This window comes from Streptomyces crystallinus (genome assembly GCF_039521265.1).
GTDB classification, from domain to species: domain Bacteria; phylum Actinomycetota; class Actinomycetes; order Streptomycetales; family Streptomycetaceae; genus Streptomyces; species Streptomyces crystallinus.
In genome coordinates, this window is sequence record NZ_BAAACA010000021.1 from 36,943 (window position 1) to 61,871 (window position 24,929).

General features: G+C 67.5%; 20 protein-coding genes. 19 read left to right on the forward strand and 1 reads right to left on the reverse strand.

What is annotated here, in order from left to right:
* Positions 1–22: 22 nt before the first annotated feature.
* From secE to tuf, 17 genes are all read left to right on the forward strand, one after another.
* Entirely contained in the window at positions 23–319 is a 297-nt protein-coding gene (secE, locus tag ABD236_RS18895; protein ID WP_344074947.1) for a preprotein translocase subunit SecE, read from the forward strand.
* Between the two features lie 79 nt (positions 320–398).
* Positions 399–1,307: a transcription termination/antitermination protein NusG gene (gene nusG, locus ABD236_RS18900; RefSeq protein WP_344074948.1), complete on the forward strand. Its 909-nt coding sequence runs from the start codon at positions 399–401 to the stop codon at positions 1,305–1,307.
* A 168-nt stretch (positions 1,308–1,475) separates the two neighbouring features.
* A complete protein-coding gene (gene rplK / locus ABD236_RS18905) occupies positions 1,476–1,910 on the forward strand; it encodes a 50S ribosomal protein L11 (RefSeq protein WP_053731185.1) in 435 nt (144 codons plus the stop codon).
* 86 nt (positions 1,911–1,996) lie between these two features.
* Positions 1,997–2,719 (forward strand): 50S ribosomal protein L1, encoded by a 723-nt coding sequence (gene rplA / locus ABD236_RS18910; protein ID WP_344074949.1) that lies wholly within the window; start codon positions 1,997–1,999, stop codon positions 2,717–2,719.
* A 178-nt stretch (positions 2,720–2,897) separates the two neighbouring features.
* Complete coding sequence (locus ABD236_RS18915; RefSeq protein WP_344074950.1) at positions 2,898–3,806, forward strand: SCO4651 family lipoprotein; 909 nt, start codon at positions 2,898–2,900, stop codon at positions 3,804–3,806.
* Between the two features lie 122 nt (positions 3,807–3,928).
* Entirely contained in the window at positions 3,929–4,900 is a 972-nt protein-coding gene (locus ABD236_RS18920; protein WP_344074951.1) for an SCO4651 family lipoprotein, read from the forward strand.
* A 289-nt stretch (positions 4,901–5,189) separates the two neighbouring features.
* The gene (gene rplJ / locus ABD236_RS18925) at positions 5,190–5,720 is read left to right on the forward strand and encodes a 50S ribosomal protein L10 (protein WP_344074952.1); all 531 of its coding nucleotides are present in this window, start codon (positions 5,190–5,192) and stop codon (positions 5,718–5,720) included.
* 110 nt (positions 5,721–5,830) lie between these two features.
* The gene (gene rplL / locus ABD236_RS18930; protein WP_344074953.1) at positions 5,831–6,217 is read left to right on the forward strand and encodes a 50S ribosomal protein L7/L12; all 387 of its coding nucleotides are present in this window, start codon (positions 5,831–5,833) and stop codon (positions 6,215–6,217) included.
* 604 nt (positions 6,218–6,821) lie between these two features.
* Positions 6,822–10,307, forward strand: a complete 3,486-nt coding sequence (rpoB, locus tag ABD236_RS18935) for a DNA-directed RNA polymerase subunit beta (protein ID WP_344074955.1) — start codon at positions 6,822–6,824, stop codon at positions 10,305–10,307.
* 99 nt (positions 10,308–10,406) lie between these two features.
* Complete coding sequence (locus tag ABD236_RS18940) at positions 10,407–14,306, forward strand: DNA-directed RNA polymerase subunit beta' (protein WP_344074956.1); 3,900 nt, start codon at positions 10,407–10,409, stop codon at positions 14,304–14,306.
* A 111-nt stretch (positions 14,307–14,417) separates the two neighbouring features.
* Complete coding sequence (locus tag ABD236_RS18945; RefSeq protein ID WP_344074958.1) at positions 14,418–14,702, forward strand: hypothetical protein; 285 nt, start codon at positions 14,418–14,420, stop codon at positions 14,700–14,702.
* A 187-nt stretch (positions 14,703–14,889) separates the two neighbouring features.
* Entirely contained in the window at positions 14,890–15,318 is a 429-nt protein-coding gene (locus tag ABD236_RS18950; protein WP_344074959.1) for a helix-turn-helix domain-containing protein, read from the forward strand.
* A gap of 391 nt (positions 15,319–15,709) precedes the next feature.
* Entirely contained in the window at positions 15,710–16,207 is a 498-nt protein-coding gene (locus tag ABD236_RS18955) for a hypothetical protein (protein WP_344074960.1), read from the forward strand.
* 270 nt (positions 16,208–16,477) lie between these two features.
* Positions 16,478–16,849: a 30S ribosomal protein S12 gene (gene rpsL / locus ABD236_RS18960; protein WP_007265893.1), complete on the forward strand. Its 372-nt coding sequence runs from the start codon at positions 16,478–16,480 to the stop codon at positions 16,847–16,849.
* 2 nt (positions 16,850–16,851) lie between these two features.
* The gene (gene rpsG / locus ABD236_RS18965) at positions 16,852–17,322 is read left to right on the forward strand and encodes a 30S ribosomal protein S7 (RefSeq protein WP_101389595.1); all 471 of its coding nucleotides are present in this window, start codon (positions 16,852–16,854) and stop codon (positions 17,320–17,322) included.
* A gap of 39 nt (positions 17,323–17,361) precedes the next feature.
* Positions 17,362–19,488 carry an elongation factor G gene (fusA, locus tag ABD236_RS18970; protein ID WP_283142061.1) on the forward strand — a complete coding sequence of 709 codons (2,127 nt, stop codon included), beginning with the start codon at positions 17,362–17,364 and terminating at the stop codon, positions 19,486–19,488.
* A gap of 162 nt (positions 19,489–19,650) precedes the next feature.
* Positions 19,651–20,844, forward strand: a complete 1,194-nt coding sequence (gene tuf / locus ABD236_RS18975) for an elongation factor Tu (protein ID WP_344074962.1) — start codon at positions 19,651–19,653, stop codon at positions 20,842–20,844.
* A gap of 165 nt (positions 20,845–21,009) precedes the next feature.
* Here tuf and ABD236_RS18980 read toward each other — a convergent pair whose 3' ends face one another.
* Positions 21,010–23,151 (reverse strand): PIG-L family deacetylase, encoded by a 2,142-nt coding sequence (locus ABD236_RS18980; protein WP_425543903.1) that lies wholly within the window; start codon positions 23,149–23,151, stop codon positions 21,010–21,012.
* 808 nt (positions 23,152–23,959) lie between these two features.
* Between ABD236_RS18980 and rpsJ the strand changes: the two genes are divergently transcribed.
* Together rpsJ and rplC are read left to right on the forward strand one after the other, a co-directional pair.
* A complete protein-coding gene (rpsJ, locus tag ABD236_RS18985; RefSeq protein WP_003948644.1) occupies positions 23,960–24,268 on the forward strand; it encodes a 30S ribosomal protein S10 in 309 nt (102 codons plus the stop codon).
* 14 nt (positions 24,269–24,282) lie between these two features.
* Complete coding sequence (rplC, locus tag ABD236_RS18990; protein ID WP_067163147.1) at positions 24,283–24,927, forward strand: 50S ribosomal protein L3; 645 nt, start codon at positions 24,283–24,285, stop codon at positions 24,925–24,927.
* Positions 24,928–24,929: the final 2 nt, after the last annotated feature.

The following is a 24,929-nucleotide window of genomic DNA, read 5'->3' on the forward strand; positions in this document are numbered from 1 at the left end:
GACCCGGAATCAGGTGAGAAGCGTGACGGACGCCGTGGGCTCCATCGACATGCCTGATGCCCAGGACGAGGCGGCTGCGTCTTCGGACGACAAGAAGAAGGCCCGCAAGGGCGGCAAGCGCGGCAAGAAGGGCCCCCTGGGCCGTCTCGCGCTCTTCTACCGCCAGGTCGTCGCCGAGCTCCGCAAGGTGGTCTGGCCGACCCGCAACCAGCTGTCGACGTACACCACCGTGGTGATCGTGTTCGTCGTCATCATGATCGGCATCGTGACCGTCATCGACTCCGGATTCCAGCACGTCGTCAAGTACGTCTTCGGCTGATCCGCTGCGTAACAGGGCGCCCACCCGGCGCCTTTTTCGCATTTGTTCCACCCATCTGTAGCCAGGAAGAAGCAGCCACGTGTCTGACCCGAACCTGAACGACGCCATCGAGTCGGCGGAGTCCGTGGAGGACCAGCTCGACATCGTCGAGGCGGCGGACGCCGTGGACCCGGACGAGGTCGAGGCTGCCGACGCCGAGGCGGGCGAGGCGGCCGAGCAGGCGGCGCTCCACGTCGAGACCGACGAGACCGTCGAGGACGACGACGAGCTGGACGCCGAGTCCGAGACCTCCGAGGACGAGGACGCCGAAGCCGACGAGTCCGCTGCGGCGGAAGAGGCCGCGGAGGCTCCCGAGGAGCCCGCCGCGCCCGTCGACCCGATCGAGGCGCTCCGCCAGGAGCTGCGCGGGCTGCCCGGCGAGTGGTACGTGATCCACACCTACGCGGGCTACGAGAAGCGCGTGAAGGCCAACCTGGAGCAGCGCGCCGTCTCGCTGAACGTCGAGGAGTTCATCTACCAGGCCGAGGTGCCCGAGGAAGAGATCGTCCAGATCAAGAACGGCGAGCGCAAGAACGTCCGGCAGAACAAGCTGCCCGGTTACGTTCTGGTCCGCATGGATCTGACGAACGAGTCCTGGGGCGTCGTCCGCAACACCCCGGGCGTCACCGGCTTCGTGGGCAACGCCTACGACCCGTACCCGCTGACCCTGGACGAGATCGTCAAGATGCTCGCCCCGGAGGCCGAGGAGAAGGCCGCCCGCGAGGCCGCCGAGGCCGAGGGCAAGCCGGCTCCGGCCCGCAAGGTCGAGGTCCAGGTGCTGGACTTCGAGGTCGGCGACTCGGTCACCGTCACCGACGGCCCGTTCGCCACGCTCCAGGCCACGATCAACGAGATCAACGCCGACTCGAAGAAGGTCAAGGGCCTCGTCGAGATCTTCGGCCGCGAGACCCCGGTCGAGCTGAGCTTCGACCAGATCCAGAAGAACTAGTTCTTCCGGACCACACGTCTTCCGAACAGGTCAGACGGGCTCTTCAAAGCCTGTCTGACCTGCTCGGTTTTTAGCCGCACAGGGATACCCGTTATCGTTGTGCGGTATGCCTCCATCCGGATGACCGGATGCCAGGCGGTTCACTCTCACTAGGACCCGGAGAGAGCAATGCCTCCCAAGAAGAAGAAGGTCACGGGGCTTATCAAGCTCCAGATCAACGCCGGTGCGGCGAACCCGGCCCCGCCGGTCGGCCCCGCGCTCGGCCAGCACGGCGTCAACATCATGGAGTTCTGCAAGGCCTACAACGCGGCGACCGAGTCGCAGCGTGGCTGGGTGATCCCGGTGGAGATCACGGTCTACGAGGACCGCTCCTTCACCTTCATCACCAAGACTCCGCCGGCCGCGAAGATGATCCTCAAGGCCGCGGGTGTGGAGAAGGGCTCCGGCGAGCCGCACAAGACCAAGGTCGCGAAGATCACCGAGGCCCAGGTCCGCGAGATCGCCACGACGAAGCTCGCCGACCTGAACGCCAACGACCTGGACGCCGCGTCCAAGATCATCGCTGGCACCGCCCGTTCCATGGGCATCACGGTCGAGGGCTGATCAGCCTTCTCCCGTAGTACCCAGTGGTAGGACCAAGCGCTGGTCCGCACCACGACTCCATGCCTGAACCACATACAGGAGCAGAAGTGAAGCGCAGCAAGACTCTCCGCGCTGCGGACGCCAAGGTCGACGCGGACAAGCTCTACGCCCCGCTCGAGGCCGTCCGTCTCGCCAAGGAGACCTCCGCGACCAAGTTCGACGGCACCGTCGAGGTCGCCTTCCGCCTGGGTGTCGACCCGCGCAAGGCCGACCAGATGGTCCGTGGCACCGTGAACCTCCCGCACGGCACCGGTAAGACCGCCCGGGTCCTGGTCTTCGCGACCGGTGACCGTGCCGAGGCCGCGCGTGCCGCGGGAGCCGACATCGTCGGCTCCGACGAGCTCATCGACGAGGTCGCCAAGGGCCGTCTGGACTTCGACGCCGTCGTCTCCACCCCGGACCTCATGGGCAAGGTCGGCCGCCTCGGCCGCGTGCTCGGTCCGCGTGGTCTGATGCCGAACCCGAAGACCGGCACGGTCACCCCCGACGTCGCCAAGGCGGTCGAGGAGATCAAGGGCGGCAAGATCGAGTTCCGCGTCGACAAGCACTCGAACCTGCACTTCATCATCGGCAAGGTGTCCTTCGACGACGCCAAGCTGGTGGAGAACTACGGCGCCGCTCTGGAGGAGATCCTCCGTCTGAAGCCGTCCGCCGCCAAGGGCCGGTACATCAAGAAGGCCACCATCACCACCACGATGGGCCCCGGCATCCCGGTCGACCAGAACCGCACCCGCAACCTCCTCGTCGAGGAGGACCCGGCCGCGGTCTGAGCCTGACGGCTCGCGGCTAGTCCAGAGCCGGGCCCCGCACCTCTTCGGAGGTGCGGGGCCCGGCTTTTTTGTCGCAACCGCGTCCCAACAGCCCTCAACAGCCCCCGGCGGGCCGGGTGTTGTCGTACCCCTGCGCTACCGTCGAGTGGCAAGGGAATGAGCATTCGAGGGGGAACGCATGAGCACCAGCTCCGTCCGGCGTACGGGAATCACACTGGTCGCGGTCGCCGCGGCGCTCGCGGGCCTGGCCGCCTGCGGTGGCTCGGACGGCGACAGCAAGGGCGCGCCCGCCAAGGAGCAGCACAAGGCCGGCTCGGACTTCAGCCCGGTCGCGGCCCTCCAGGCGGTCCAGAAGAAGACCGACGGGGCGGGCTCCGCCAAGGTCGAGATGACGATGTCGATGGGCGCCGTCATGGGCATGTCCGGCAACGGCAGCCTGGCCTGGGGCGACGGCACGACCGGCACCATGCGGATGAAGTACACCCAGGGCAGCCAGGCGCAGATGATGAAGCAGCTGGGCAGCGACAGCATCGACGCCCGCTATCTGCGCGACGCGTACTACGCGGACATGGGCCCCAACTTCGCCAAGACCCTCGGCGGCAAGCACTGGATCCGGTACGGGTACGACGACATGGCCAAGCTGATGGGCCCGGCCGGCGCCGTCATGAAGGACCAGATGCAGAACGCGACGCCCCAGCAGGGCGTGAAGACGCTGCTGGCCTCGGGCGACGTCAAGAAGGTCGGCACCGAGGACGTCCGAGGCGTCCGGACCACGCACTACTCGGGCACGGTCGACGTGGCCAAGATGGTGGACCGCAGCTCGGGCCTGGACGCGAAGACGCTGGACGCCTTCAAGACCCAGATGAACCAGAGCGGCATCACCACCGACACGGTCGACATCTGGGTGGACAAGGACGACCTGCTGGTGAAGAAGACCGAGCGCGCCGCGACGAAGAACGGCGAGATGAACACGACCGTCTTCTACGGGGACTACGGCGTCAAGGTCTCCGTCCAGGCCCCGGCCGCCTCCGACACGGTGGACTTCTCGACCCTGATCAAGTCCAAGTCGAACGCTCAGCCGTCGTAACCCGCACAACAGCAGACATAATCCGTCCCACCTGTCACAGCCTTGGGTTACGGTGCAGATGATCGGCCCTCCCGGCGGGCTTCGGCGGGGTTCAGGGCACAGGGTGGCAAGGGGTGGGGAACATGAGCAGGTCCGGATGGACGCGGGCGGCGCTGTCGATGGCGACGGCCGCCGTGGTGGTGGCCGGCGCCGCGGGCTGCGGCGGTGACGACGACAAGAAGGCCGACGGCGCCGCGGGCGCCAAGAAGGCCGTTGCCGCGCCGCAGTCCCGCGACGCCGCCTCCCAGGTGCTGGCGGCCGCGTACAAGAAGACCGCCGCGGCCAAGTCGGCGAAGGTCCGGATGACCATGACGGCCCCGGCCGCCCTGGGGAAGGACGCGGGCACCACCGAGACCAGCGGCGTCATGGCCTGGAACCCCACCGCCATGGACCTGACGGTGACGTCCTCGGTGACCAAGGGCCTCGGCGGCGCCGCCGAGAAGACCCGCATGCTCTGGGTCAACAACGTCATGTACATGGACATGAGCGCCATGGGCGAGTCCGCCAAGCAGCTCGGCGGCAAGCGCTGGGTCAAGTTCGACCTGACGGCGCTGGCCAAGCAGGCCGGCCAGGGCCAGCTGGTCAAGCAGATGACCGCCGGCATGGAGAACATGAACCAGGACCCGGCCCAGCAGCTCGCCCTGCTGCTCGACTCGCCGAACCTGAAGCACCTGGGCGCCGAGAAGGTCGACGGGGTCGCGTCCGAGCACTACAAGGGCACGCTCACCATCGACGAGATGATGAAGAACAACAAGATGCTCGACACCCTGACCCCCAAGGAGCGCGCGCAGCTCCTGGAGAACATGAAGAAGACCGGGGTCCAGGGCTACGACACCGAGGTCTGGGTGAACGCGGACGGCTACCCGGTCCGGATGGACGTCGGTATGAACAGCCCCCAGGGCAAGGTCACCACCTCCGCGCACTACTCGGACTACGGCACCAAGGCCCAGGTCACCGCGCCGCCCGCGAGCGAGACCACGGACCTGCTGGAGATGCTGAAGGGCCTGGGCGACCTGGCCAAGGAGGGCGGCACGGGCGGCCTCGGCGGCGCCTGAGAGCCGGTCTCCACGCGCCCTGACGGTCCCGTACGACCGGATTTGCTCGATCCGCCACCCGTCACGTACTCTTCCACAGAAGCCAAAGACCGCTGGTCGTTGCCGTGCCTTCGTAAGAAGGGGCGGTGGCCGAAGGTTCCGCTCCATGCGGACGACCCGCGCAGGTGACTGTGGAAAGTTCCCGGATTCCTTCCGGTCGAGCTACGCCCCGTGCACTTGCGCCGGGGCGTTTTTCATGTCGCGGCCCCTTTTGAGCGGTCCTCATCACCCGGAAGGAGGCTGACGCACTATGCCGACGCCCAACAAGGCTGCCGACGTAGCCGAGCTCGAGGACAAGTTCCGCAGCTCGAACGCCGTCGTGCTGACCGAGTACCGGGGTCTCACCGTGGCCCAGCTCAAGACGCTGCGCCGTTCGCTCGGTGAGAACGCCCAGTACGCCGTGGTGAAGAACACGCTGACCAAGATTGCGGCCAACAACGCCGGGATCACCTCGCTCGACGACCAGTTCACTGGTCCGACGGGTGCCGCCTTCATCACCGGTGACCCGGTGGAGTCGGCCAAGGGTCTTCGTGACTTCGCCAAGGAGAACCCCAACCTGATCATCAAGGGCGGTGTCCTTGATGGCAAGGCGCTGTCCGCCGATGAGATCAAGAAGCTTGCGGACCTCGAGTCCCGCGAGGTTCTGCTCAGCAAGCTGGCCGGCGCGTTCAAGGGCAAGCAGTCCCAGACTGCCTCGCTCCTCCAGGCGCTGCCGTCGAAGCTCGTCCGCACCGTGGACGCTCTTCGCGCCAAGCAGGCCGAGCAGGGCGGTGCCGAGTAATTCGGCTCGCGCATTGATCCGCGCCGCCTAGTGCGCGGGTCGTAGCGGGCCGTTACGCCCGCCATTCGATACATCTCGGCATTGCCGAATTAGTGGAAGGATCGCCCATCATGGCGAAGCTCTCTCAGGACGACCTCCTCGCCCAGTTCGAGGAGATGACCCTCATCGAGCTCTCCGAGTTCGTGAAGGCCTTCGAGGAGAAGTTCGACGTCACCGCCGCCGCGGCCGTCGCCGTTGCCGCCCCCGCCGGTGGTGCCGGTGGCGCCGCCGAGGCCGTCGAGGAGAAGGACGAGTTCGACGTCATCCTCACCGGCGCCGGCGACAAGAAGATCCAGGTCATCAAGGTCGTGCGTGAGCTCACCTCCCTGGGCCTCAAGGAGGCCAAGGACCTCGTCGACGGCACCCCGAAGCCGGTCCTCGAGAAGGTCAACAAGGAGGCCGCTGACAAGGCTGCCGAGTCCCTCAAGGCTGCCGGTGCGGCCGTCGAGGTCAAGTGACCTTGTGAGTCTTCTGACTCTTTGCGCGTGACGTCCACGGACGTGTAACGCGCACACACCAAAGGGCGATCACCCATCCGGGTGGTCGCCCTTCGGCGTACCCGGCGTCGCCGTGACGGCTGCCTTGCGCGGAGGGCGACAGGGAGTATGGTGATCATCGCCGTACGCCCCGTGTACGCCCCGTGGCCGTGGCAGCCGTAACGGAGCGATCTCCGCGGAGCTGAGGGGTCTTGACGAACCGCACGCAGCGCGCAATTCTCAGGACGCGTCGTCACAACGATCCGGATCCGAGGCATGGATCGACGGCGAAGAGGGCAGTATCGATGTGCGCCGTCACGGCGCGTGGCTTGCCGAGGTACTGAGAAGAACAATGAGGGTCGCGAAAAATCCGCCCTGGACATCAGTGGGCCGAGTGGCTACACTGTCCCTTTGCGCTGCCTGTTAGCTGCCCCCTGCCCGTCACCAGGGGCATGCCCTCGCTTGAGCATCGTTGATTGAACTGCCCTGACCTGGCCTTTCGGCCTCAATCAGGAAACGTCTCTCTCTGTGCCCTCGTGGGACCGGTACGCGCGTAGTGAGTCCGAGCCCTCGGAAGGACCCCCTCTTGGCCGCCTCGCGCAACGCCTCGACCGCCAATACGAACAACGGCGCCAGCACCGCCCCGCTGCGCATCTCCTTTGCAAAGATCAAGGAGCCCCTCGAGGTTCCGAACCTCCTTGCGCTGCAAACCGAGAGCTTTGACTGGCTGCTCGGCAATGCCGCTTGGAAGGCTCGCGTCGAGGCCGCTCTCGAGAACGGGCAGGACGTCCCCACGAAGTCCGGTCTGGAGGAGATCTTCGAGGAGATCTCCCCGATCGAGGACTTCAGCGGGTCGATGTCGCTGACCTTCCGCGACCACCGTTTCGAGCCCCCGAAGAACTCGATCGACGAGTGCAAGGAGCGCGACTTCACGTTCGCGGCCCCGCTCTTCGTCACCGCCGAGTTCACCAACAACGAGACCGGCGAGATCAAGTCCCAGACGGTCTTCATGGGCGACTTCCCGCTCATGACCAACAAGGGCACCTTCGTCATCAACGGCACCGAGCGTGTCGTGGTGTCGCAGCTGGTGCGCTCGCCGGGTGTCTACTTCGACTCCAACATCGACAAGACGTCCGACAAGGACATCTACACGGCCAAGATCATCCCGTCCCGGGGTGCCTGGCTCGAGATGGAGATCGACAAGCGCGACATGGTCGGTGTCCGCATCGACCGCAAGCGCAAGCAGTCCGTCACCGTCCTCCTGAAGGCTCTCGGCTGGACCACCGAGCAGATCCTCGAGGAGTTCGGCGAGTACGAGTCGATGCGCGCCACCCTGGAGAAGGACCACACCCAGGGCCAGGACGACGCGCTGCTCGACATCTACCGCAAGCTGCGCCCGGGCGAGCCGCCGACCCGCGAGGCCGCTCAGACGCTGCTCGAGAACCTCTACTTCAACCCCAAGCGCTACGACCTCGCGAAGGTCGGCCGCTACAAGGTGAACAAGAAGCTCGGCGCCGACGAGCCGCTGGACGCCGGCGTGCTCACCACCGACGACGTCATCGCGACCATCAAGTACCTGGTCAAGCTGCACGCCGGGGAGACCGAGACGGTCGGCGAGTCGGGTCGGAACATCGTCGTCGAGACCGACGACATCGACCACTTCGGCAACCGTCGTCTGCGCAACGTCGGCGAGCTCATCCAGAACCAGGTCCGTACGGGTCTGGCGCGTATGGAGCGGGTCGTCCGCGAGCGGATGACGACTCAGGACGTCGAGGCGATCACGCCGCAGACCCTGATCAACATCCGGCCGGTCGTCGCCTCCATCAAGGAGTTCTTCGGCACCAGCCAGCTGTCGCAGTTCATGGACCAGAACAACCCGCTGTCGGGTCTCACCCACAAGCGCCGTCTGTCGGCGCTTGGCCCGGGTGGTCTCTCCCGTGAGCGGGCCGGCTTCGAGGTCCGTGACGTGCACCCGTCTCACTACGGCCGTATGTGCCCCATTGAGACCCCCGAAGGCCCGAACATCGGTCTGATCGGTTCGCTCGCCTCGTACGGCCGCGTCAACGCGTTCGGCTTCATCGAGACGCCGTACCGCAAGGTCGTCGACGGCCAGGTCACCGACGAGGTCGACTACATCACGGCCGACGAGGAAGACCGCTTCGTCATCGCGCAGGCCAACGCCGCGCTCAACGACGAGCTCCAGCTCACCGAGGCCCGCGTCCTGGTCCGCCGCCGTGGCGGCGAGGTCGACTACGTGCCGCCGGCCGAGGTGGACTACATCGACGTCTCGCCGCGCCAGATGGTGTCGGTCGCGACCGCGATGATCCCCTTCCTCGAGCACGACGACGCCAACCGTGCCCTCATGGGCGCGAACATGATGCGTCAGGCCGTGCCGCTGATTAAGTCCGAGGCGCCGCTCGTCGGCACCGGCATGGAGTACCGCTGCGCCACCGACGCCGGCGACGTGCTCAAGGCCGAGAAGGACGGTGTGGTCCAGGAGGTCTCCGCGGACTACATCACCATCGCCAACGACGACGGCACGTACACCACGTACCGCCTGCACAAGTTCTCCCGCTCGAACCAGGGCACCTCGGTCAACCAGAAGGTTGTCGTGGACGAGGGCGCCCGCGTGATCGAGGGCCAGGTCCTGGCCGACGGTCCCGCGACCGAGAACGGCGAGATGGCGCTGGGCAAGAACCTGCTCGTGGCGTTCATGCCGTGGGAGGGTCACAACTACGAGGACGCGATCATCCTGTCGCAGCGCCTCGTGCAGGACGACGTCCTCTCCTCGATCCACATCGAGGAGCACGAGGTCGACGCCCGTGACACCAAGCTCGGCCCCGAGGAGATCACCCGGGACATCCCGAACGTTTCCGAGGAGGTCCTCGCCGACCTCGACGAGCGCGGCATCATCCGTATCGGTGCCGAGGTCGTGGCCGGCGACATCCTCGTCGGCAAGGTCACGCCCAAGGGTGAGACCGAGCTGACGCCGGAGGAGCGCCTGCTCCGCGCGATCTTCGGTGAGAAGGCCCGTGAGGTCCGTGACACCTCGCTGAAGGTGCCGCACGGCGAGACCGGCAAGGTCATCGGCGTCCGCGTCTTCGACCGCGAGGAGGGCGACGAGCTTCCCCCCGGTGTGAACCAGCTGGTGCGCGTGTACGTGGCGCAGAAGCGCAAGATCACCGACGGTGACAAGCTCGCCGGCCGTCACGGCAACAAGGGCGTCATCTCGAAGATCCTGCCGATCGAGGACATGCCGTTCCTGGAGGACGGCACCCCGGTCGACATCATCCTCAACCCCCTGGGTGTCCCGTCCCGAATGAACCCGGGACAGGTTCTGGAGATCCACCTCGGCTGGCTCGCCAGCCGCGGCTGGGACGTCTCTGGCCTCGCCGACGAGTGGGCCCAGCGCCTGCAGTCGATCGGCGCGGACCAGGTCGCCCCCGGCACCAACGTCGCCACCCCGGTCTTCGACGGTGCCCGTGAGGACGAGATCGCCGGTCTCTTCGAGGCCACGATCCCCAACCGCGACGGCGACCGTCTGGTCCAGCCGTCCGGCAAGGCGCAGCTCTTCGACGGCCGCTCCGGCGAGCCGTTCCCGGACCCGATCTCGGTCGGGTACATGTACATCCTGAAGCTGCACCACCTGGTCGACGACAAGCTGCACGCCCGCTCGACCGGTCCGTACTCGATGATCACCCAGCAGCCGCTGGGTGGTAAGGCCCAGTTCGGTGGCCAGCGCTTCGGTGAGATGGAGGTGTGGGCGCTGGAGGCTTACGGCGCCGCGTACGCCCTCCAGGAGCTGCTGACCATCAAGTCCGACGACGTCACCGGCCGTGTGAAGGTCTACGAGGCCATCGTCAAGGGCGAGAACATCCCCGAGCCCGGCATTCCCGAGTCCTTCAAGGTGCTCATCAAGGAAATGCAGTCGCTCTGCCTCAACGTGGAGGTGCTGTCCTCGGACGGTATGTCCATCGAGATGCGCGACACGGACGAGGACGTCTTCCGCGCTGCGGAGGAGCTCGGTATCGACCTGTCCCGGCGCGAGCCGAGCAGCGTCGAAGAGGTCTGACGGGTCTGGTGGGGGGCTCTCCCTGAGAGCCCCCCACCGTCCCCGGACCCCCCTCAGACCATCTTGAAGAATCGACCCCGAAAGAGGGATTGACGACAAGTGCTCGACGTCAACTTCTTCGACGAGCTGCGGATCGGCCTCGCCACTGCTGACGACATCCGTCAGTGGTCCCACGGTGAGGTCAAGAAGCCGGAGACCATCAACTACCGCACCCTCAAGCCCGAAAAGGACGGACTCTTCTGCGAGAAGATCTTCGGTCCGACCCGGGACTGGGAGTGCTACTGCGGCAAGTACAAGCGTGTCCGCTTCAAGGGCATCATCTGTGAGCGCTGTGGCGTCGAGGTCACGCGCGCCAAGGTGCGCCGTGAGCGGATGGGCCACATCGAGCTTGCCGCTCCCGTGACCCACATCTGGTACTTCAAGGGCGTCCCGTCGCGCCTTGGCTACCTGCTCGACCTCGCGCCGAAGGACCTCGAGAAGGTCATCTACTTCGCCGCGTACATGATCACGTTCGTGGACGAGGAGCGCCGTACGCGCGACCTGCCGTCGCTGGAGGCGCACGTCTCCGTCGAGCGCCAGCAGATCGAGAACCGCCGCGACGCGGACCTCGAAGCCCGCGCCAAGAAGCTCGAGACGGACCTCGCCGAGCTCGAGGCCGAGGGTGCCAAGGCCGATGTGCGCCGCAAGGTGCGCGAGGGCGCCGAGCGCGAGATGAAGCAGCTGCGCGACCGCGCGCAGCGCGAGATCGACCGTCTGGACGAGGTCTGGTCGCGCTTCAAGAACCTCAAGGTCCAGGACCTCGAGGGCGACGAGCTGCTCTACCGCGAGCTGCGTGACCGCTTCGGCACGTACTTCGACGGCTCGATGGGTGCCGCTGCCCTGCAGAAGCGCCTGGAGACCTTCGACCTCGACGAGGAGGCCGAGCGCCTCCGCGAGATCATCCGCACCGGCAAGGGCCAGAAGAAGACCCGTGCGCTCAAGCGCCTCAAGGTCGTCTCCGCGTTCCTCCAGACCAGCAACAGCCCCAAGGGCATGGTGCTGGACTGCGTGCCGGTCATCCCGCCGGACCTGCGTCCGATGGTGCAGCTGGACGGTGGCCGCTTCGCGACCTCCGACCTGAACGACCTGTACCGCCGTGTGATCAACCGCAACAACCGTCTGAAGCGTCTGCTCGACCTCGGTGCCCCCGAGATCATCGTGAACAACGAGAAGCGGATGCTCCAGGAGGCGGTCGACGCCCTCTTCGACAACGGCCGTCGTGGTCGCCCGGTCACGGGCCCCGGCAACCGTCCGCTGAAGTCCCTCAGCGACATGCTGAAGGGCAAGCAGGGTCGATTCCGTCAGAACCTGCTCGGCAAGCGTGTGGACTACTCCGCGCGTTCCGTGATCGTCGTCGGTCCGCAGCTGAAGCTGCACCAGTGCGGTCTGCCCAAGGCCATGGCGCTGGAGCTCTTCAAGCCGTTCGTGATGAAGCGCCTGGTCGACCTGAACCACGCGCAGAACATCAAGAGCGCCAAGCGGATGGTCGAGCGCGGCCGCACGGTCGTCTACGACGTCCTCGAAGAGGTCATCGCCGAGCACCCGGTTCTGCTGAACCGTGCGCCCACGCTGCACCGCCTCGGCATCCAAGCCTTCGAGCCCCAGCTGGTCGAGGGCAAGGCCATCCAGATCCACCCGCTCGTCTGCACCGCGTTCAACGCGGACTTCGACGGTGACCAGATGGCCGTCCACCTGCCGCTCTCCGCGGAGGCGCAGGCCGAGGCCCGCATCCTGATGCTGTCCTCGAACAACATCCTCAAGCCCGCCGACGGCCGTCCGGTGACGATGCCGACGCAGGACATGGTCCTGGGTCTGTTCTTCCTCACCACCGACGGTGAACTGCGTGACACCAAGGGCGAGGGCCGCGCGTTCGGCTCCACGGCCGAGGCGATCATGGCGTTCGACGCCGGCGAGCTGGCGCTCCAGTCGCCGATCGACATCCGCTTCCCGATCGGCACCGTCCCGCCCCGGGACTGGACCCCGCCGGTCGAGGAGGAGGGCGAGACGACCTGGCAGCAGGGCGACTCGTTCCGTCTGCGCACCTCGCTGGGCCGCGCGCTCTTCAACGAGCTGCTGCCCGAGGACTACCCGTTCGTCGACTACTCGGTGGGCAAGAAGCAGCTCTCCGAGATCGTCAACGACCTGGCCGAGCGCTACCCCAAGGTCATCGTGGCGGCGACGCTCGACAACCTGAAGGCGGCGGGCTTCTACTGGGCGACCCGTTCCGGTGTCACCGTGGCCATCTCCGACGTCGTGGTCCCCGAGGCCAAGAAGGCGATCGTCGCGGGCTACGAGGCGCAGGACGAGAAGGTCCAGAAGCAGTACGAGCGCGGTCTGATCACGAAGGACGAGCGCACGCAGGAGCTCATCGCGATCTGGACCAAGGCGACCAACGAGGTCGCCGAGGCGATGAACGCGAACTTCCCGAAGACGAACCCCATCTTCATGATGGTTGACTCGGGTGCCCGAGGAAACATGATGCAGATGCGTCAGATCGCGGGTATGCGTGGTCTGGTGTCGAACGCGAAGAACGAGACCATCCCGCGTCCGATCAAGGCGTCCTTCCGTGAGGGCCTCACCGTTCTGGAGTACTTCATCTCCACGCACGGTGCCCGTAAGGGTCTGGCGGACACTGCCCTGCGTACCGCCGACTCGGGTTACCTGACCCGTCGTCTGGTGGACGTCTCGCAGGACGTGATCATCCGCGAGGAGGACTGCGGCACCGACCGCGGCCTGAAGCTGAAGATCGCGGTCAAGGGCGAGGACGGTGTGCTCCGCAAGACGGAGGACGTCGAGACCTCGGTCTACGCCCGGATGCTCGCCGAGGACGTCGTCGTCGACGGCAAGGTCATCGCGCCGGCCAACGTCGACCTCGGTGACGTGCTCATCGACGCGCTGGTGGGCGCGGGCGTCGAGGAGGTCAAGACCCGCTCGGTCCTGACCTGTGAGTCGGCCGTCGGCACCTGTGCCTTCTGCTACGGCCGCTCGCTGGCCACCGGCAAGCTGGTCGACATCGGTGAGGCGGTCGGCATCATCGCCGCCCAGTCCATCGGTGAGCCCGGTACCCAGCTGACGATGCGTACCTTCCACACCGGTGGTGTGGCCGGTGACGACATCACCCAGGGTCTGCCCCGTGTCGTCGAGCTCTTCGAGGCCCGTACGCCCAAGGGTGTCGCCCCGATCTCCGAGGCCGCGGGCCGTATCCGCATCGAGGAGACCGAGAAGACCAAGAAGATCGTCGTCACCCCGGACGACGGCAGCGACGAGACGGCCTTCCCGATCTCGAAGCGTGCCCGTCTGCTGGTGGGCGAGGGCGACCACGTCGAGGTGGGCCAGAAGCTCACCGTGGGTGCCACCAACCCGCACGACGTGCTGCGGATCCTCGGTCAGCGCGCGGTCCAGGTCCACCTGGTCGGCGAGGTCCAGAAGGTCTACAACTCGCAGGGCGTGTCGATCCACGACAAGCACATCGAGATCATCATCCGGCAGATGCTCCGCCGGGTGACGATCATCGAGTCCGGCGACGCGGAGCTGCTGCCGGGCGAGCTCGTCGAGCGCTCGAAGTTCGAGACCGAGAACCGTCGTGTGGTCACCGAGGGCGGTCACCCCGCCTCCGGCCGTCCGCAGCTGATGGGTATCACCAAGGCCTCGCTGGCGACGGAGTCCTGGCTGTCGGCCGCCTCCTTCCAGGAGACGACCCGAGTCCTGACGGATGCGGCGATCAACGCCAAGTCCGACAGCCTCATCGGCCTCAAGGAGAACGTCATCATCGGTAAGCTCATCCCGGCCGGTACGGGTCTGTCCCGCTACCGCAACATCCGGGTGGAGCCGACCGAGGAGGCCAAGGCCGCGATGTACTCGGCCGTCGGCTACGACGACATCGACTACTCGCCGTTCGGCACCGGCTCCGGCCAGGCCGTTCCGCTGGAGGACTACGACTACGGTCCGTACAACCAGTAAGGCGTACGTCTAGCACCGAAGGGCGCCCACTCCGTTTCACACGGGGTGGGCGCCCTTCGGCGTATCGTGGGTGGCGCTTGTCGAACGCATATTCGAAAGGCGGTGCGGCCGATGGGGATGAGCGCCCAGGAGCGGCTGGTGGACGTGGTGGTGGCCGCGGTGGAGGTGGCGGCCGAGGCGGGCGAGTCCGGTACGTACACCGCCGATGTCGGACGCACGCTCGGGGCGGTGGTGGCCAAGGTGGGGGCGCGGATCGCCGTCGACGGGGAGGCGCGGGGGTTCTCCAGCGGCTGGCGGGAGGCGATGGCGTTCGTGTCCGGGGGTGGCGGGGAGGGCGGGGGCCGGGTCGTACGGATGCCGGTGCGTGGGGGAGACGGGGAGGTTACTCCGGGGTAAGGTGGCCGGGCCCCTGGAGTTGCGGGGGCGCACCTTGGGATCTTGCGAGCGTGCACGCAAATAGGGATGAGAGCGGCAAGGCCCGGAATCCCGCCACAGAATCCTTACACCGGTGGCCGGGTGTGCCATTAATTCCTTGCGCGCAAGCGCGATAGTCTGGTCCTTGCTTCGGAGGGAGGCGATCACCATGACCACCAGCGAGCTGGACCGGTTCGCTGCCTGGATCGAGGACCTGATCCGCAGGCGCGGCTTCGACATCGACAGCCCGCGCGGTGGCGGCAGGTCGCGCCTCGCCGACGAGGCCGGGGTGCACCGGGCCGCCGTCACCCGTCTGCTCCAGCGCCAGAGCATGCCGGACCTGGAGACGACCCGGCGGCTCGCGCATGTGCTCTCGGTGCCGGTGCGGGAGATGTTGATCCGGTCGGGGCGGCTCACGGAGGAGGACCTCCCGCTGCCGGCCCTGCGGGCGGGGGTGCCCGTCTCTTCGCCTCCGCTGACGCTGGAGGAGGCGGCGGTGGGGCTCGGCGTGCCGCCGGAGCAGCGGGCGATGTTCATCAAGGTGGCGGGGCAGTTCCTGCCGGACGCGGGGGCGCGGGGGTCTGTGGGGTCCCGTTAAGTGGCTCGGGCTGCGCCCGGCCTTCGTCTGCGGCTCGGTGGCCTCTTCCCGCGCAGTTCCCCGCGCCCCTGAAAAACGTCGTTCGTCTGCGGGTTGGTGGCCTCTTCTCGCGCAGTTCCCCGCGCCCCTGTTGTGCCCGGCCTTCGTCTGCGGCTCGGTGGCCTCTTCCCGCGCAGTTCCCCGCGCCCCTGAAAAACGTCGTTCGTCTGCGGGTTGGTGGCCTCTTCTCGCGCAGTTCCCCGCGCCCCTAAAAGCCCGTGGCTGAGCCCAGTCCCCTAGGGGCGCGGGGAACTGCGCGACCAGCCCGCCACACAGCCGCAGACAAAGCCCGGGTACGCACTAAGCTGGCACGGCCTGTCCTACTTCCCATGGACGCGAGAGAGAGCCGTGCATGGCTGAGAGCGACGGGATACCCCGGCCCAGCGATGGCGCAGGCCGCGAGTCCGAGGGCCCCGTGGGCCTGCCCGTGGCGCCGCACGACCTGCCGGGGCTGCTCGCCGCCCTCGGGGCCCAGCTCGAACGCCACACGGCCGAGGAGCTCGTCGTCCTGCTGCGCACCGACGTCGAGGAGCGCGAGCTGCGCGCGTACGCGGCCGGCTGGCGCGACGCGGCGGCCCAGTACCAGCGCGCCCTGGACGAGACCGCCTCGGCCGCCCGGGCCCGCTCCTTACGCAGGGCCGGCCGCCGCCAGGGCCAGGGCGAGGTCATCCCGCTCCGGCGCGACCTGCCGCAGCACCCCGACGACGCCGCGCCCGAACCGGAACCCCCGCGCCCCGGCCTCGTACGCAAGAGTCCGCGCTCCAAGGCGCCCACCATCCCGCCGCTGGCCGCGCCCAGGCGGGAGCGGGGCAAGGGGGGTGCGGAGCCGACGGGGGAGGAGCCGGGGTGAGACGCGTCTCAGCGGGTCCCCGGGGTGTCCCGCGTGTGGGTATTTGTTTTGACCCAAGTCGATGAGGTAGGTACGCTCAGACCTTGTGCCTGGGGTGTGCCTGGGCTCCCCTGCGTGCCTACGTCCGCAGGACGAGCCAGATACGGCCACCGCGATCTGCGCTTTCTCCGTGCCCACGGCGAGAGCCTGCAGCATTCGACACACCCGACCGCGTGGGTCGGCGACGTTCCAGGTTAGTTTCACCAACGGCACACAGAAACCGGAGAAGTAGTGCCTACGATCCAGCAGCTGGTCCGGAAGGGCCGGCAGGACAAGGTCGAGAAGACGAAGACGCCCGCGCTTGAGGCTTCGCCCCAGCGTCGTGGTGTCTGCACGCGTGTGTTCACCACCACCCCGAAGAAGCCGAACTCGGCGCTGCGGAAGGTCGCGCGTGTGCGTCTGACCTCCGGCATCGAGGTCACCGCTTACATTCCGGGTGAGGGACACAACCTGCAGGAGCACTCGATCGTGCTCGTGCGTGGTGGCCGTGTGAAGGACCTGCCGGGTGTTCGTTACAAGATCATCCGCGGTGCGCTTGACACCCAGGCTGTCAAGAACCGCAAGCAGGCCCGCAGCCGCTACGGCGCCAAGAAGGAGAAGTAAGAATGCCTCGTAAGGGCCCCGCCCCGAAGCGCCCGGTCATCATCGACCCGGTCTACCAGTCTCCTCTTGTCACGTCGCTGATCAACAAGATCCTGCTGGACGGCAAGCGCTCCACCGCCGAGCGCATCGTCTACGGCGCCATGGAAGGCCTCCGCGAGAAGACGGGCAACGACCCGGTCATCACGCTGAAGCGCGCGCTGGAGAACGTCAAGCCGTCCCTCGAGGTCAAGTCCCGCCGTGTCGGTGGCGCGACCTACCAGGTTCCCGTCGAGGTCAAGCCGGGTCGCCAGTCGACCCTGGCTCTCCGCTGGCTCGTGGGCTACTCCCGCGCCCGCCGCGAGAAGACCATGACCGAGCGCCTGATGAACGAGCTTCTCGACGCCTCGAACGGCCTCGGTGCGGCCGTCAAGAAGCGCGAGGACACGCACAAGATGGCCGAGTCCAACAAGGCCTTCGCGCACTACCGCTGGTAGTCGCAACCCACATCGAGACCGAGAGAAGACTGAGCCGATATGGCTACCACTTCGCTTGACCTGGCCAAGGTGCGCAACATCGGCATCATGGCCCACATCGACGCGGGCAAGACGACCACCACTGAGCGGATCCTGTTCTACACCGGCGTCTCGTACAAGATCGGTGAAGTCCACGACGGCGCTGCCACGATGGACTGGATGGAGCAGGAGCAGGAGCGCGGCATCACCATCACGTCCGCCGCGACGACCTGCCACTGGCCGCTCGAGGACGTCGACCACACCATCAACATCATCGACACCCCGGGTCACGTGGACTTCACGGTCGAGGTGGAGCGTTCGCTCCGCGTCCTCGACGGTGCCGTCACCGTGTTCGACGGTGTCGCCGGTGTGGAGCCGCAGTCCGAGACGGTCTGGCGCCAGGCCGACCGTTACGGCGTTCCGCGTATCTGCTTCGTGAACAAGCTCGACCGCACCGGCGCCGAGTTCCACCGCTGCGTCGACATGATCGTGGACCGCCTCGGCGCGACCCCGATCGTCATGCAGCTGCCGATCGGTGCCGAGGCCGACTTCAAGGGCGTTGTGGACCTGGTCCGCATGAAGGCCCTGGTCTGGTCCGCGGAAGCGACCAAGGGCGAGATGTACGACGTCGTCGACATCCCGGCCACGCACACCGAGGCCGCTGAAGAGTGGCGCGGCAAGCTGGTCGAGACCGTCGCGGAGAACGACGAAGAGATCATGGAGCTCTTCCTCGAGGGCGTCGAGCCCACCGAGGAGCAGCTGTACGCCGCGGTCCGTCGTATCACCATCGCGTCCGGCAAGGGCGGGGACACCACGGTGACCCCCGTCTTCTGCGGCACCGCGTTCAAGAACAAGGGCGTCCAGCCCCTGCTCGACGCGGTCGTGCGCTACCTGCCTTCGCCCCTGGACGTCGAGGCCATCGAGGGCCACGACGTCAAGGACGCCGAGGTTGTCGTCAAGCGCAAGCCGTCGGACGACGAGCCGCTGTCGGCCCTCGCGTTCAAGATCGCGAGCGACCCGCACCTCGGCAAGCTCACCTTCATCCGGATCTACTCCGGTCGCCTGGAGGCCGGCACCTCGGTGCTGAACTCCGTCAAGGGCAAGAAGGAGCGCATCGGCAAGATCTACCGTATGCACGCGAACAAGCGTGAGGAGATCGACGCGGTGGGCGCCGGCGACATCGTCGCCGTCATGGGCCTGAAGCAGACCACCACCGGTGAGACGCTGTGCGACGAGAAGAACCCGGTGATCCTGGAGTCCATGGACTTCCCGGCGCCGGTCATCCAGGTCGCGATCGAGCCCAAGTCCAAGGGTGACCAGGAGAAGCTGGGTGTCGCCATCCAGCGTCTCGCGGAGGAGGACCCCTCCTTCCAGGTGCACTCGGACGAGGAGACCGGCCAGACCATCATCGGTGGTATGGGCGAGCTCCACCTCGACGTCCTCGTCGACCGTATGCGTCGCGAGTTCAAGGTCGAGGCGAACGTCGGCAAGCCGCAGGTCGCGTACCGCGAGACGATCCGCAAGGCCGTCGAGCGTCACGACTACACCCACAAGAAGCAGACCGGTGGTACCGGTCAGTTCGCGAAGGTGCAGATCGCGATCGAGCCCATCGAGGGCGGCGAGGCGTCGTACGAGTTCGTGAACAAGGTCACCGGTGGCCGCATCCCCCGGGAGTACATCCCGTCGGTGGACGCGGGTGCGCAGGAGGCCATGCAGTTCGGCATCCTGGCCGGCTACGAGATGACTGGCGTCCGCGTCATCCTTCTCGACGGTGGCTACCACGAGGTCGACTCCTCCGAGCTCGCGTTCAAGATCGCCGGCTCGCAGGCCTTCAAGGAGGCCGCGCGCAAGGCTTCCCCGGTGCTCCTTGAGCCGATGATGTCCGTCGAGGTCACCACGCCCGAGGACTACATGGGTGAAGTCATCGGTGACATCAACTCCCGCCGTGGCCAGATCCAGGCCATGGAGGAGCGCAGCGGCGCCCGCGTCGTGAAGGGCCTCGTGCCCCTCTCGGAGATGTTCGGCTACGTCGGAGACCTCCGCAGCAAGACCTCGGGTCGCGCAAGCTACTCGATGCAGTTCGACTCCTACGCCGAGGTTCCGCGGAACGTCGCCGAGGAGATCATCGCGAAGGCCAAGGGCGAGTAACTCTTCGGAGTTCCCCCGCTTTAGGCTTGTCACCGGAGTCCGGTGGGGCATTCGCTGCTATGCGAGAGTATTGCGGCGAATGCCCCCGGACCCGGCATCCCAGCAAAGATCACCTGGCGCCGATGAAGCAAGGCGTACAGAACCACTCCACAGGAGGACCCAGTGGCGAAGGCGAAGTTCGAGCGGACTAAGCCGCACGTCAACATCGGCACCATCGGTCACATCGACCACGGTAAGACGACCCTCACGGCCGCCATTACCAAGGTGCTGCACGACGCGTACCCGGACCTGAACGAGGCCTCGGCCTTCGACCAGATCGACAAGGCTCCTGAGGAGCGCCAGCGCGGTATCACCATCTCGATCGCGCACGTCGAGTACCAGACGGAGTCGCGTCACTACGCGCACGTCGACTGCCCGGGTCACGCTGACTACATCAAGAACATGATCACGGGTGCGGCGCAGATGGACGGCGCCATCCTCGTGGTCGCCGCCACCGACGGCCCGATGCCGCAGACCAAGGAGCACGTGCTCCTGGCCCGCCAGGTCGGCGTTCCGTACATCGTCGTCGCCCTGAACAAGGCCGACATGGTGGACGACGAGGAGATCCTGGAGCTCGTCGAGCTCGAGGTCCGTGAGCTCCTCTCCGAGTACGAGTTCCCGGGCGACGACCTGCCGGTCGTCAAGGTCTCGGCGCTCAAGGCCCTCGAGGGCGACGCCGAGTGGGGCAAGACCGTCCTCGACCTGATGAAGGCCGTCGACGAGTCCATCCCGCAGCCCGAGCGTGACGTCGACAAGCCGTTCCTGATGCCGATCGAGGACGTCTTCACGATCACCGGTCGTGGCACCGTCGTCACCGGTCGTATCGAGCGTGGTGTCCTCAAGGTCAACGAGACCGTCGACATCATCGGCATCAAGACCGAGAAGACCACCACCACGGTCACCGGCATCGAGATGTTCCGCAAGCTGCTCGACGAGGGCCAGGCCGGTGAGAACGTCGGTCTGCTCCTCCGTGGCATCAAGCGCGAGGACGTCGAGCGCGGCCAGGTCATCATCAAGCCGGGTTCGGTTACCCCGCACACCGAGTTCGAGGCGCAGGCGTACATCCTGTCCAAGGACGAGGGTGGCCGTCACACGCCGTTCTTCAACAACTACCGCCCGCAGTTCTACTTCCGTACCACGGACGTGACCGGCGTCGTGACCCTCCCCGAGGGCACCGAGATGGTCATGCCGGGCGACAACACCGCCATGACGGTCGCGCTGATCCAGCCGGTCGCCATGGAGGAGGGCCTCAAGTTCGCCATCCGTGAGGGTGGCCGGACCGTGGGCGCCGGCCAGGTCGTCAAGATCACGAAGTAATTCGTGGTTGACCTGGTAGCTCTCATCTGAGCACCGAGAGAGGGCCCCGCACCGTAAGGTGCGGGGCCCTTTCTGTGTTTTCGGCTGCGGGCCGGTGGCCTCTTCTCGCGCCCACGCGGCGGAGCCGCACAATGTCACAGCCCCGCGCCCCTAGGGGGTACCCGCTCAGCCCGCCGCTCGGACCGGCGGGACCGTGGAGCCCGGGGACCACACCCAAGGCGCCCCGTCCACGCCCAACCCGACCGCGACCGGGCCCCGCGCGGTGAGGTGCAGGGTCGGGGCATCGACCGGGACGACTCCCTGCGTACGGGTGCGGTGCTCGGCGCCGACCAGGGCCTGCACCCGGCCCTTGACGTCCTTGCCGAGCACCACCAGGCCGTCCCTGGGGGAGTGCAGCGCGCCGACCGGGCCGTACCCGTCGAAGGGCTGCGGGGGAGCGGTGCGGCCGGTGCCGTCGGCGCGGGCCGAGACGAGCCGGGGGTCGGCCGGGGCGAGCCCCTTGCCCTTGGTCTTCCTCGGGTCGGTGAGGGTCCGGTAGAGCAGCTGGACGCCGCCGTCGGGCAGGCCCACGGGAGTGGGCGCGTCCACGGCGAGCGGCAGCCTCGGGCCCTTGACGTACGCGAGGGGCTCGCCGGGCGCGCTCTGCGTCCAGTGGTGGACGAAGTCGTACCCCGGCGCGAAGACGTGGACGCGCCCCTGGCCGTCCACGGTCACCCCCAGCCCGTCCTGCACGGTCTCGCCGCCCAGCGCCCGCCAGGGCCCCCAGGACCCGTCCGCCTCCCGCACGCGCGTGCTCACCGCCTTGTCGGCGTTGCGGACGAAGAGGTGGACGCGGCCGTCGGGGGCGGTGACGGCGACGGGGGAGCCGATCCTGCGCCCCCGGTCGTCGCCCAGCTCCGGGTTGCCGAGGCCCCGCCAGGCCCGGAAGGCCCCGCCGGGCGCGGACTGCTCCAGGAGCACGATCTCGCGGGTGTTGGCGCCGGCCCGCCCGGCTATCGCGGCGAAGCGCAGCCCGAACAGCAGCTGGCGTCCGTCCTTGAGCGCGGCCCCGCCGAGCACCGGCGCCAGCGGCCCGCCGCCGAGGTCGTCGGCCGCGCCGAAGCGGCCGCTGCCGGGCGCGGTCTCGCGCCACCGTACGGCGCGCAGCCCCAGCACCCCGTAGGCGGCGAGCCGCCCGTCGGGCTCCTCGCCGACGACGGGCCGGGGCCCGGGGAAGCGGTAGTGGGTGGAGCGCACCCACCCCTTCCAGTTGGTCAGCGGCCGCTTGCCGCCGACGTTGTAGTCCCCGCAGCCGCCGGGGTTGCCGCACTGCCAGTCGGGGGCGCCGCCGTACGGCTTGAGGTGGGCGGCCTTCTCGGCGAGGACGGCGGGCGGCAGGTTCTTGGGCCAGTGCCGGTTGTAGTACGCGCGGTAGGAGGTGACGGCGAAACCCGGCACGCCCTTCCCGGCGCGGGTGGCCTGGGCGACGTACCGCACCATCCCCGCCCAGGCGAAGGAGGCGGCGGCGGTGTGGTCGGCGTGGTCGGCGTACCCCGGCTGCTCGCTGTCGTGCTGCCGCGCCCGCTCGGTGCTGTGCTGGATGTCGGGATCCGGGTCGAGGGTCTGGACGAGCGTGGGCGCGTACGTGTCGAGCAGCCCGGCGATGGCCTCGACGAGTTCGTCGTACGTGTACGGGGCGGCGGCGGTCAGGGGCGACCCCTCGGCGATGACGACGGGCAGCGACAGCGCCCGGTCCTCCCACAGGCTCGGCAGCCCCATCCGCCCGCCGCGCAGGGTGTGCATGGCGGTGTTCACGAACACGAGCTCGACGTGGCGCCCGTTGTGGACCAGCGTGTCGACCTCGGCGCGGTGCCCGCCGCGCAGGTCGCGTACCGACCTCTGCCAGGGGGTGAAGAGGGGCAGCCCGAGGAGCGAGGCGTAGGCCTGCCGCAGGCCCTGGTGGCGGGCGGAGGAATAGGCGGCCTTGTCGTACACGCGGTCGGAGGGGTCGCTGACCACCCGGTTGTCCCCGTTGGCCTCACCTCCGGTGAGATACACGCTGACGACCTCGGCCCCGCCGTCGAGGGCGTGCTGGGTGTCCGGGTTCATGAAGTACAGGTCGTCGTCGGGGTGCGCCACGATCTGCATGAGCACGGCACGGCGGCCGGTGGAGACGGGCTGACCCGGGGCGGCGGTGGGATTGTCACCGCGGTGGCGGGGGCTGTCCGGCACGGAGCACGCCCCCACCACGCCGGCCGCCCCCACGACCCCGGCGGCGCCGAGCACGGCACGTCTGCTGGGCCGCCGATCCCTGAATGCTCCGAACACGTGCGTTCCCCGTTCCCTCCGCCGCGCGCCGCGTGCGCCGTCCCCGCTGTTCCGATCGCTTTCCCGGTCGCCGGACTAGACGGAGGCGGAACGGGCTCGGTTGCTCGGGGGAATTCGATTATCGAGTGAGGCGAATTCAGGGGAGGAATTGTTTGAACGGAGTTTTCCGAGGCGTCGTCCCTCGTTTGCGCCGGGGAGGTCGGAGGAGTCAACAGGTGCGTACGCGACCGCAGTTGAGGCAGGGTGGGGGGCGCGGTGAGGGTTGCTCGGAGGGAAACGGAGGCGCATTTCGGCCGGGTGTGCGCGGGGCGCCGGTGAATGGCTCGTCGAGCGGGTCCGGGCGGCCGGGGTCGGGTATCGCGGTGGGCGGTCGCGGCGCGCCGCACCCCCGGCCCGTGCGTACACCCGTGTGACGTGGGGTACGATCCTCGGCTCGATTGGCCAGGCCATGCCCCCGTATGGCAGACTGTCGGGGTTGCTCGGTTGAGTGCCGATGCTGCGCGCCTCCCGCCGGGAGGACCGGAAGCGAGTCCCACAGTACTCGTCGCCCCATCTGTCGCCTGCGGCAGCGCTGGGGCGGACGTACGGGAATCTTCCGGGAAGTGTCAGCGGGGCTCCAGCCAGGCGCCCGGTGGGTGTTCTGCCCCCCGTTCGCGAGGTCCTCGGCCCGCATCCCCTTGGTTGGGAAATCCCTATGGGATTTCTGCGTAGAGGGAGTGCGACACGCCCGACCGCGTGGGTCGGAGGCAGAGGACATCAGAACCCCCGGGTTCCAGAGCGTTACGAGACAAAGGACTACTAGGTAGCCATGGCGGGACAGAAGATCCGCATCCGGCTCAAGGCCTACGACCACGAGGTCATCGACTCCTCGGCGAAGAAGATCGTCGAGACGGTGACCCGCACTGGTGCGTCGGTCGCGGGCCCGGTGCCGCTGCCCACTGAGAAGAACGTGTACTGCGTCATCAAGTCGCCGCACAAGTACAAGGACTCTCGCGAGCACTTCGAGATGCGCACGCACAAGCGCCTCATCGACATCCTCGACCCCACGCCGAAGACGGTTGACTCGCTGATGCGCCTCGACCTCCCGGCCGGTGTCGACATCGAGATCAAGCTCTGAAGGGACGGGCCGAGATGAGCAAGAACATCAAGGGCGTCCTGGGCGAGAAGCTCGGCATGACGCAGGTGTGGGACGAGAACAACCGCGTTGTTCCGGTCACCGTCGTCAAGGCCGGGCCGTGCGTCGTGACGCAGGTTCGCACCAACGACGTCGACGGCTACGAGTCGGTCCAGATCGCCTTCGGCGAGATCGACCCGCGCAAGGTGAACAAGCCCCTCAAGGGCCACTTCGCCAAGGCCGACGTGACCCCGCGCCGCCACCTGGTGGAGCTCCGCACCCCTGACGCCAGCGAGTACACGCTGGGCCAGGAGATCACTGCCGAGGTGTTCGAGTCCGGCGTCAAGGTCGACGTCACGGGCAAGAGCAAGGGCAAGGGCTTCGCCGGTGTCATGAAGCGTCACAACTTCAAGGGCCTGGGCGCCGGTCACGGTACCCAGCGCAAGCACCGCTCGCCCGGTTCCATCGGTGGCTGCGCCACCCCTGGCCGTGTGTTCAAGGGCCTCCGCATGGCGGGTCGCATGGGCAACGAGCGTGTGACCACCCAGAACCTGACCGTCCACGCCGTTGACGCCGAGAAGGGTCTGCTGCTCATCAAGGGCGCCGTCCCCGGCCCCAACGGTGGCCTCGTCCTGGTCCGCACCGCGGCCAAGGGGGTTTGAGG

What these genes read in the sequence shown, in the direction of transcription:
- ABD236_RS18945 (WP_344074958.1), top strand. Translation starts at nt 14,418, where the DNA reads ATGGGGATGAGCGCCCAGGAGCGGCTGGTGGACGTGGTGGTGGCCGCG.
- ABD236_RS18920 (WP_344074951.1), top strand. Translation starts at nt 3,929, where the DNA reads ATGAGCAGGTCCGGATGGACGCGGGCGGCGCTGTCGATGGCGACGGCC.
- ABD236_RS18955 (WP_344074960.1), top strand. Translation starts at nt 15,710, where the DNA reads ATGGCTGAGAGCGACGGGATACCCCGGCCCAGCGATGGCGCAGGCCGC.
- rplC (WP_067163147.1), top strand. Translation starts at nt 24,283, where the DNA reads ATGAGCAAGAACATCAAGGGCGTCCTGGGCGAGAAGCTCGGCATGACG.
- ABD236_RS18915 (WP_344074950.1), top strand. Translation starts at nt 2,898, where the DNA reads ATGAGCACCAGCTCCGTCCGGCGTACGGGAATCACACTGGTCGCGGTC.
- fusA (WP_283142061.1), top strand. Translation starts at nt 17,362, where the DNA reads ATGGCTACCACTTCGCTTGACCTGGCCAAGGTGCGCAACATCGGCATC.
- rplK (WP_053731185.1), top strand. Translation starts at nt 1,476, where the DNA reads ATGCCTCCCAAGAAGAAGAAGGTCACGGGGCTTATCAAGCTCCAGATC.
- rplJ (WP_344074952.1), top strand. Translation starts at nt 5,190, where the DNA reads ATGCCGACGCCCAACAAGGCTGCCGACGTAGCCGAGCTCGAGGACAAG.
- rpsG (WP_101389595.1), top strand. Translation starts at nt 16,852, where the DNA reads ATGCCTCGTAAGGGCCCCGCCCCGAAGCGCCCGGTCATCATCGACCCG.
- rplL (WP_344074953.1), top strand. Translation starts at nt 5,831, where the DNA reads ATGGCGAAGCTCTCTCAGGACGACCTCCTCGCCCAGTTCGAGGAGATG.
- rpsJ (WP_003948644.1), top strand. Translation starts at nt 23,960, where the DNA reads ATGGCGGGACAGAAGATCCGCATCCGGCTCAAGGCCTACGACCACGAG.
- ABD236_RS18950 (WP_344074959.1), top strand. Translation starts at nt 14,890, where the DNA reads ATGACCACCAGCGAGCTGGACCGGTTCGCTGCCTGGATCGAGGACCTG.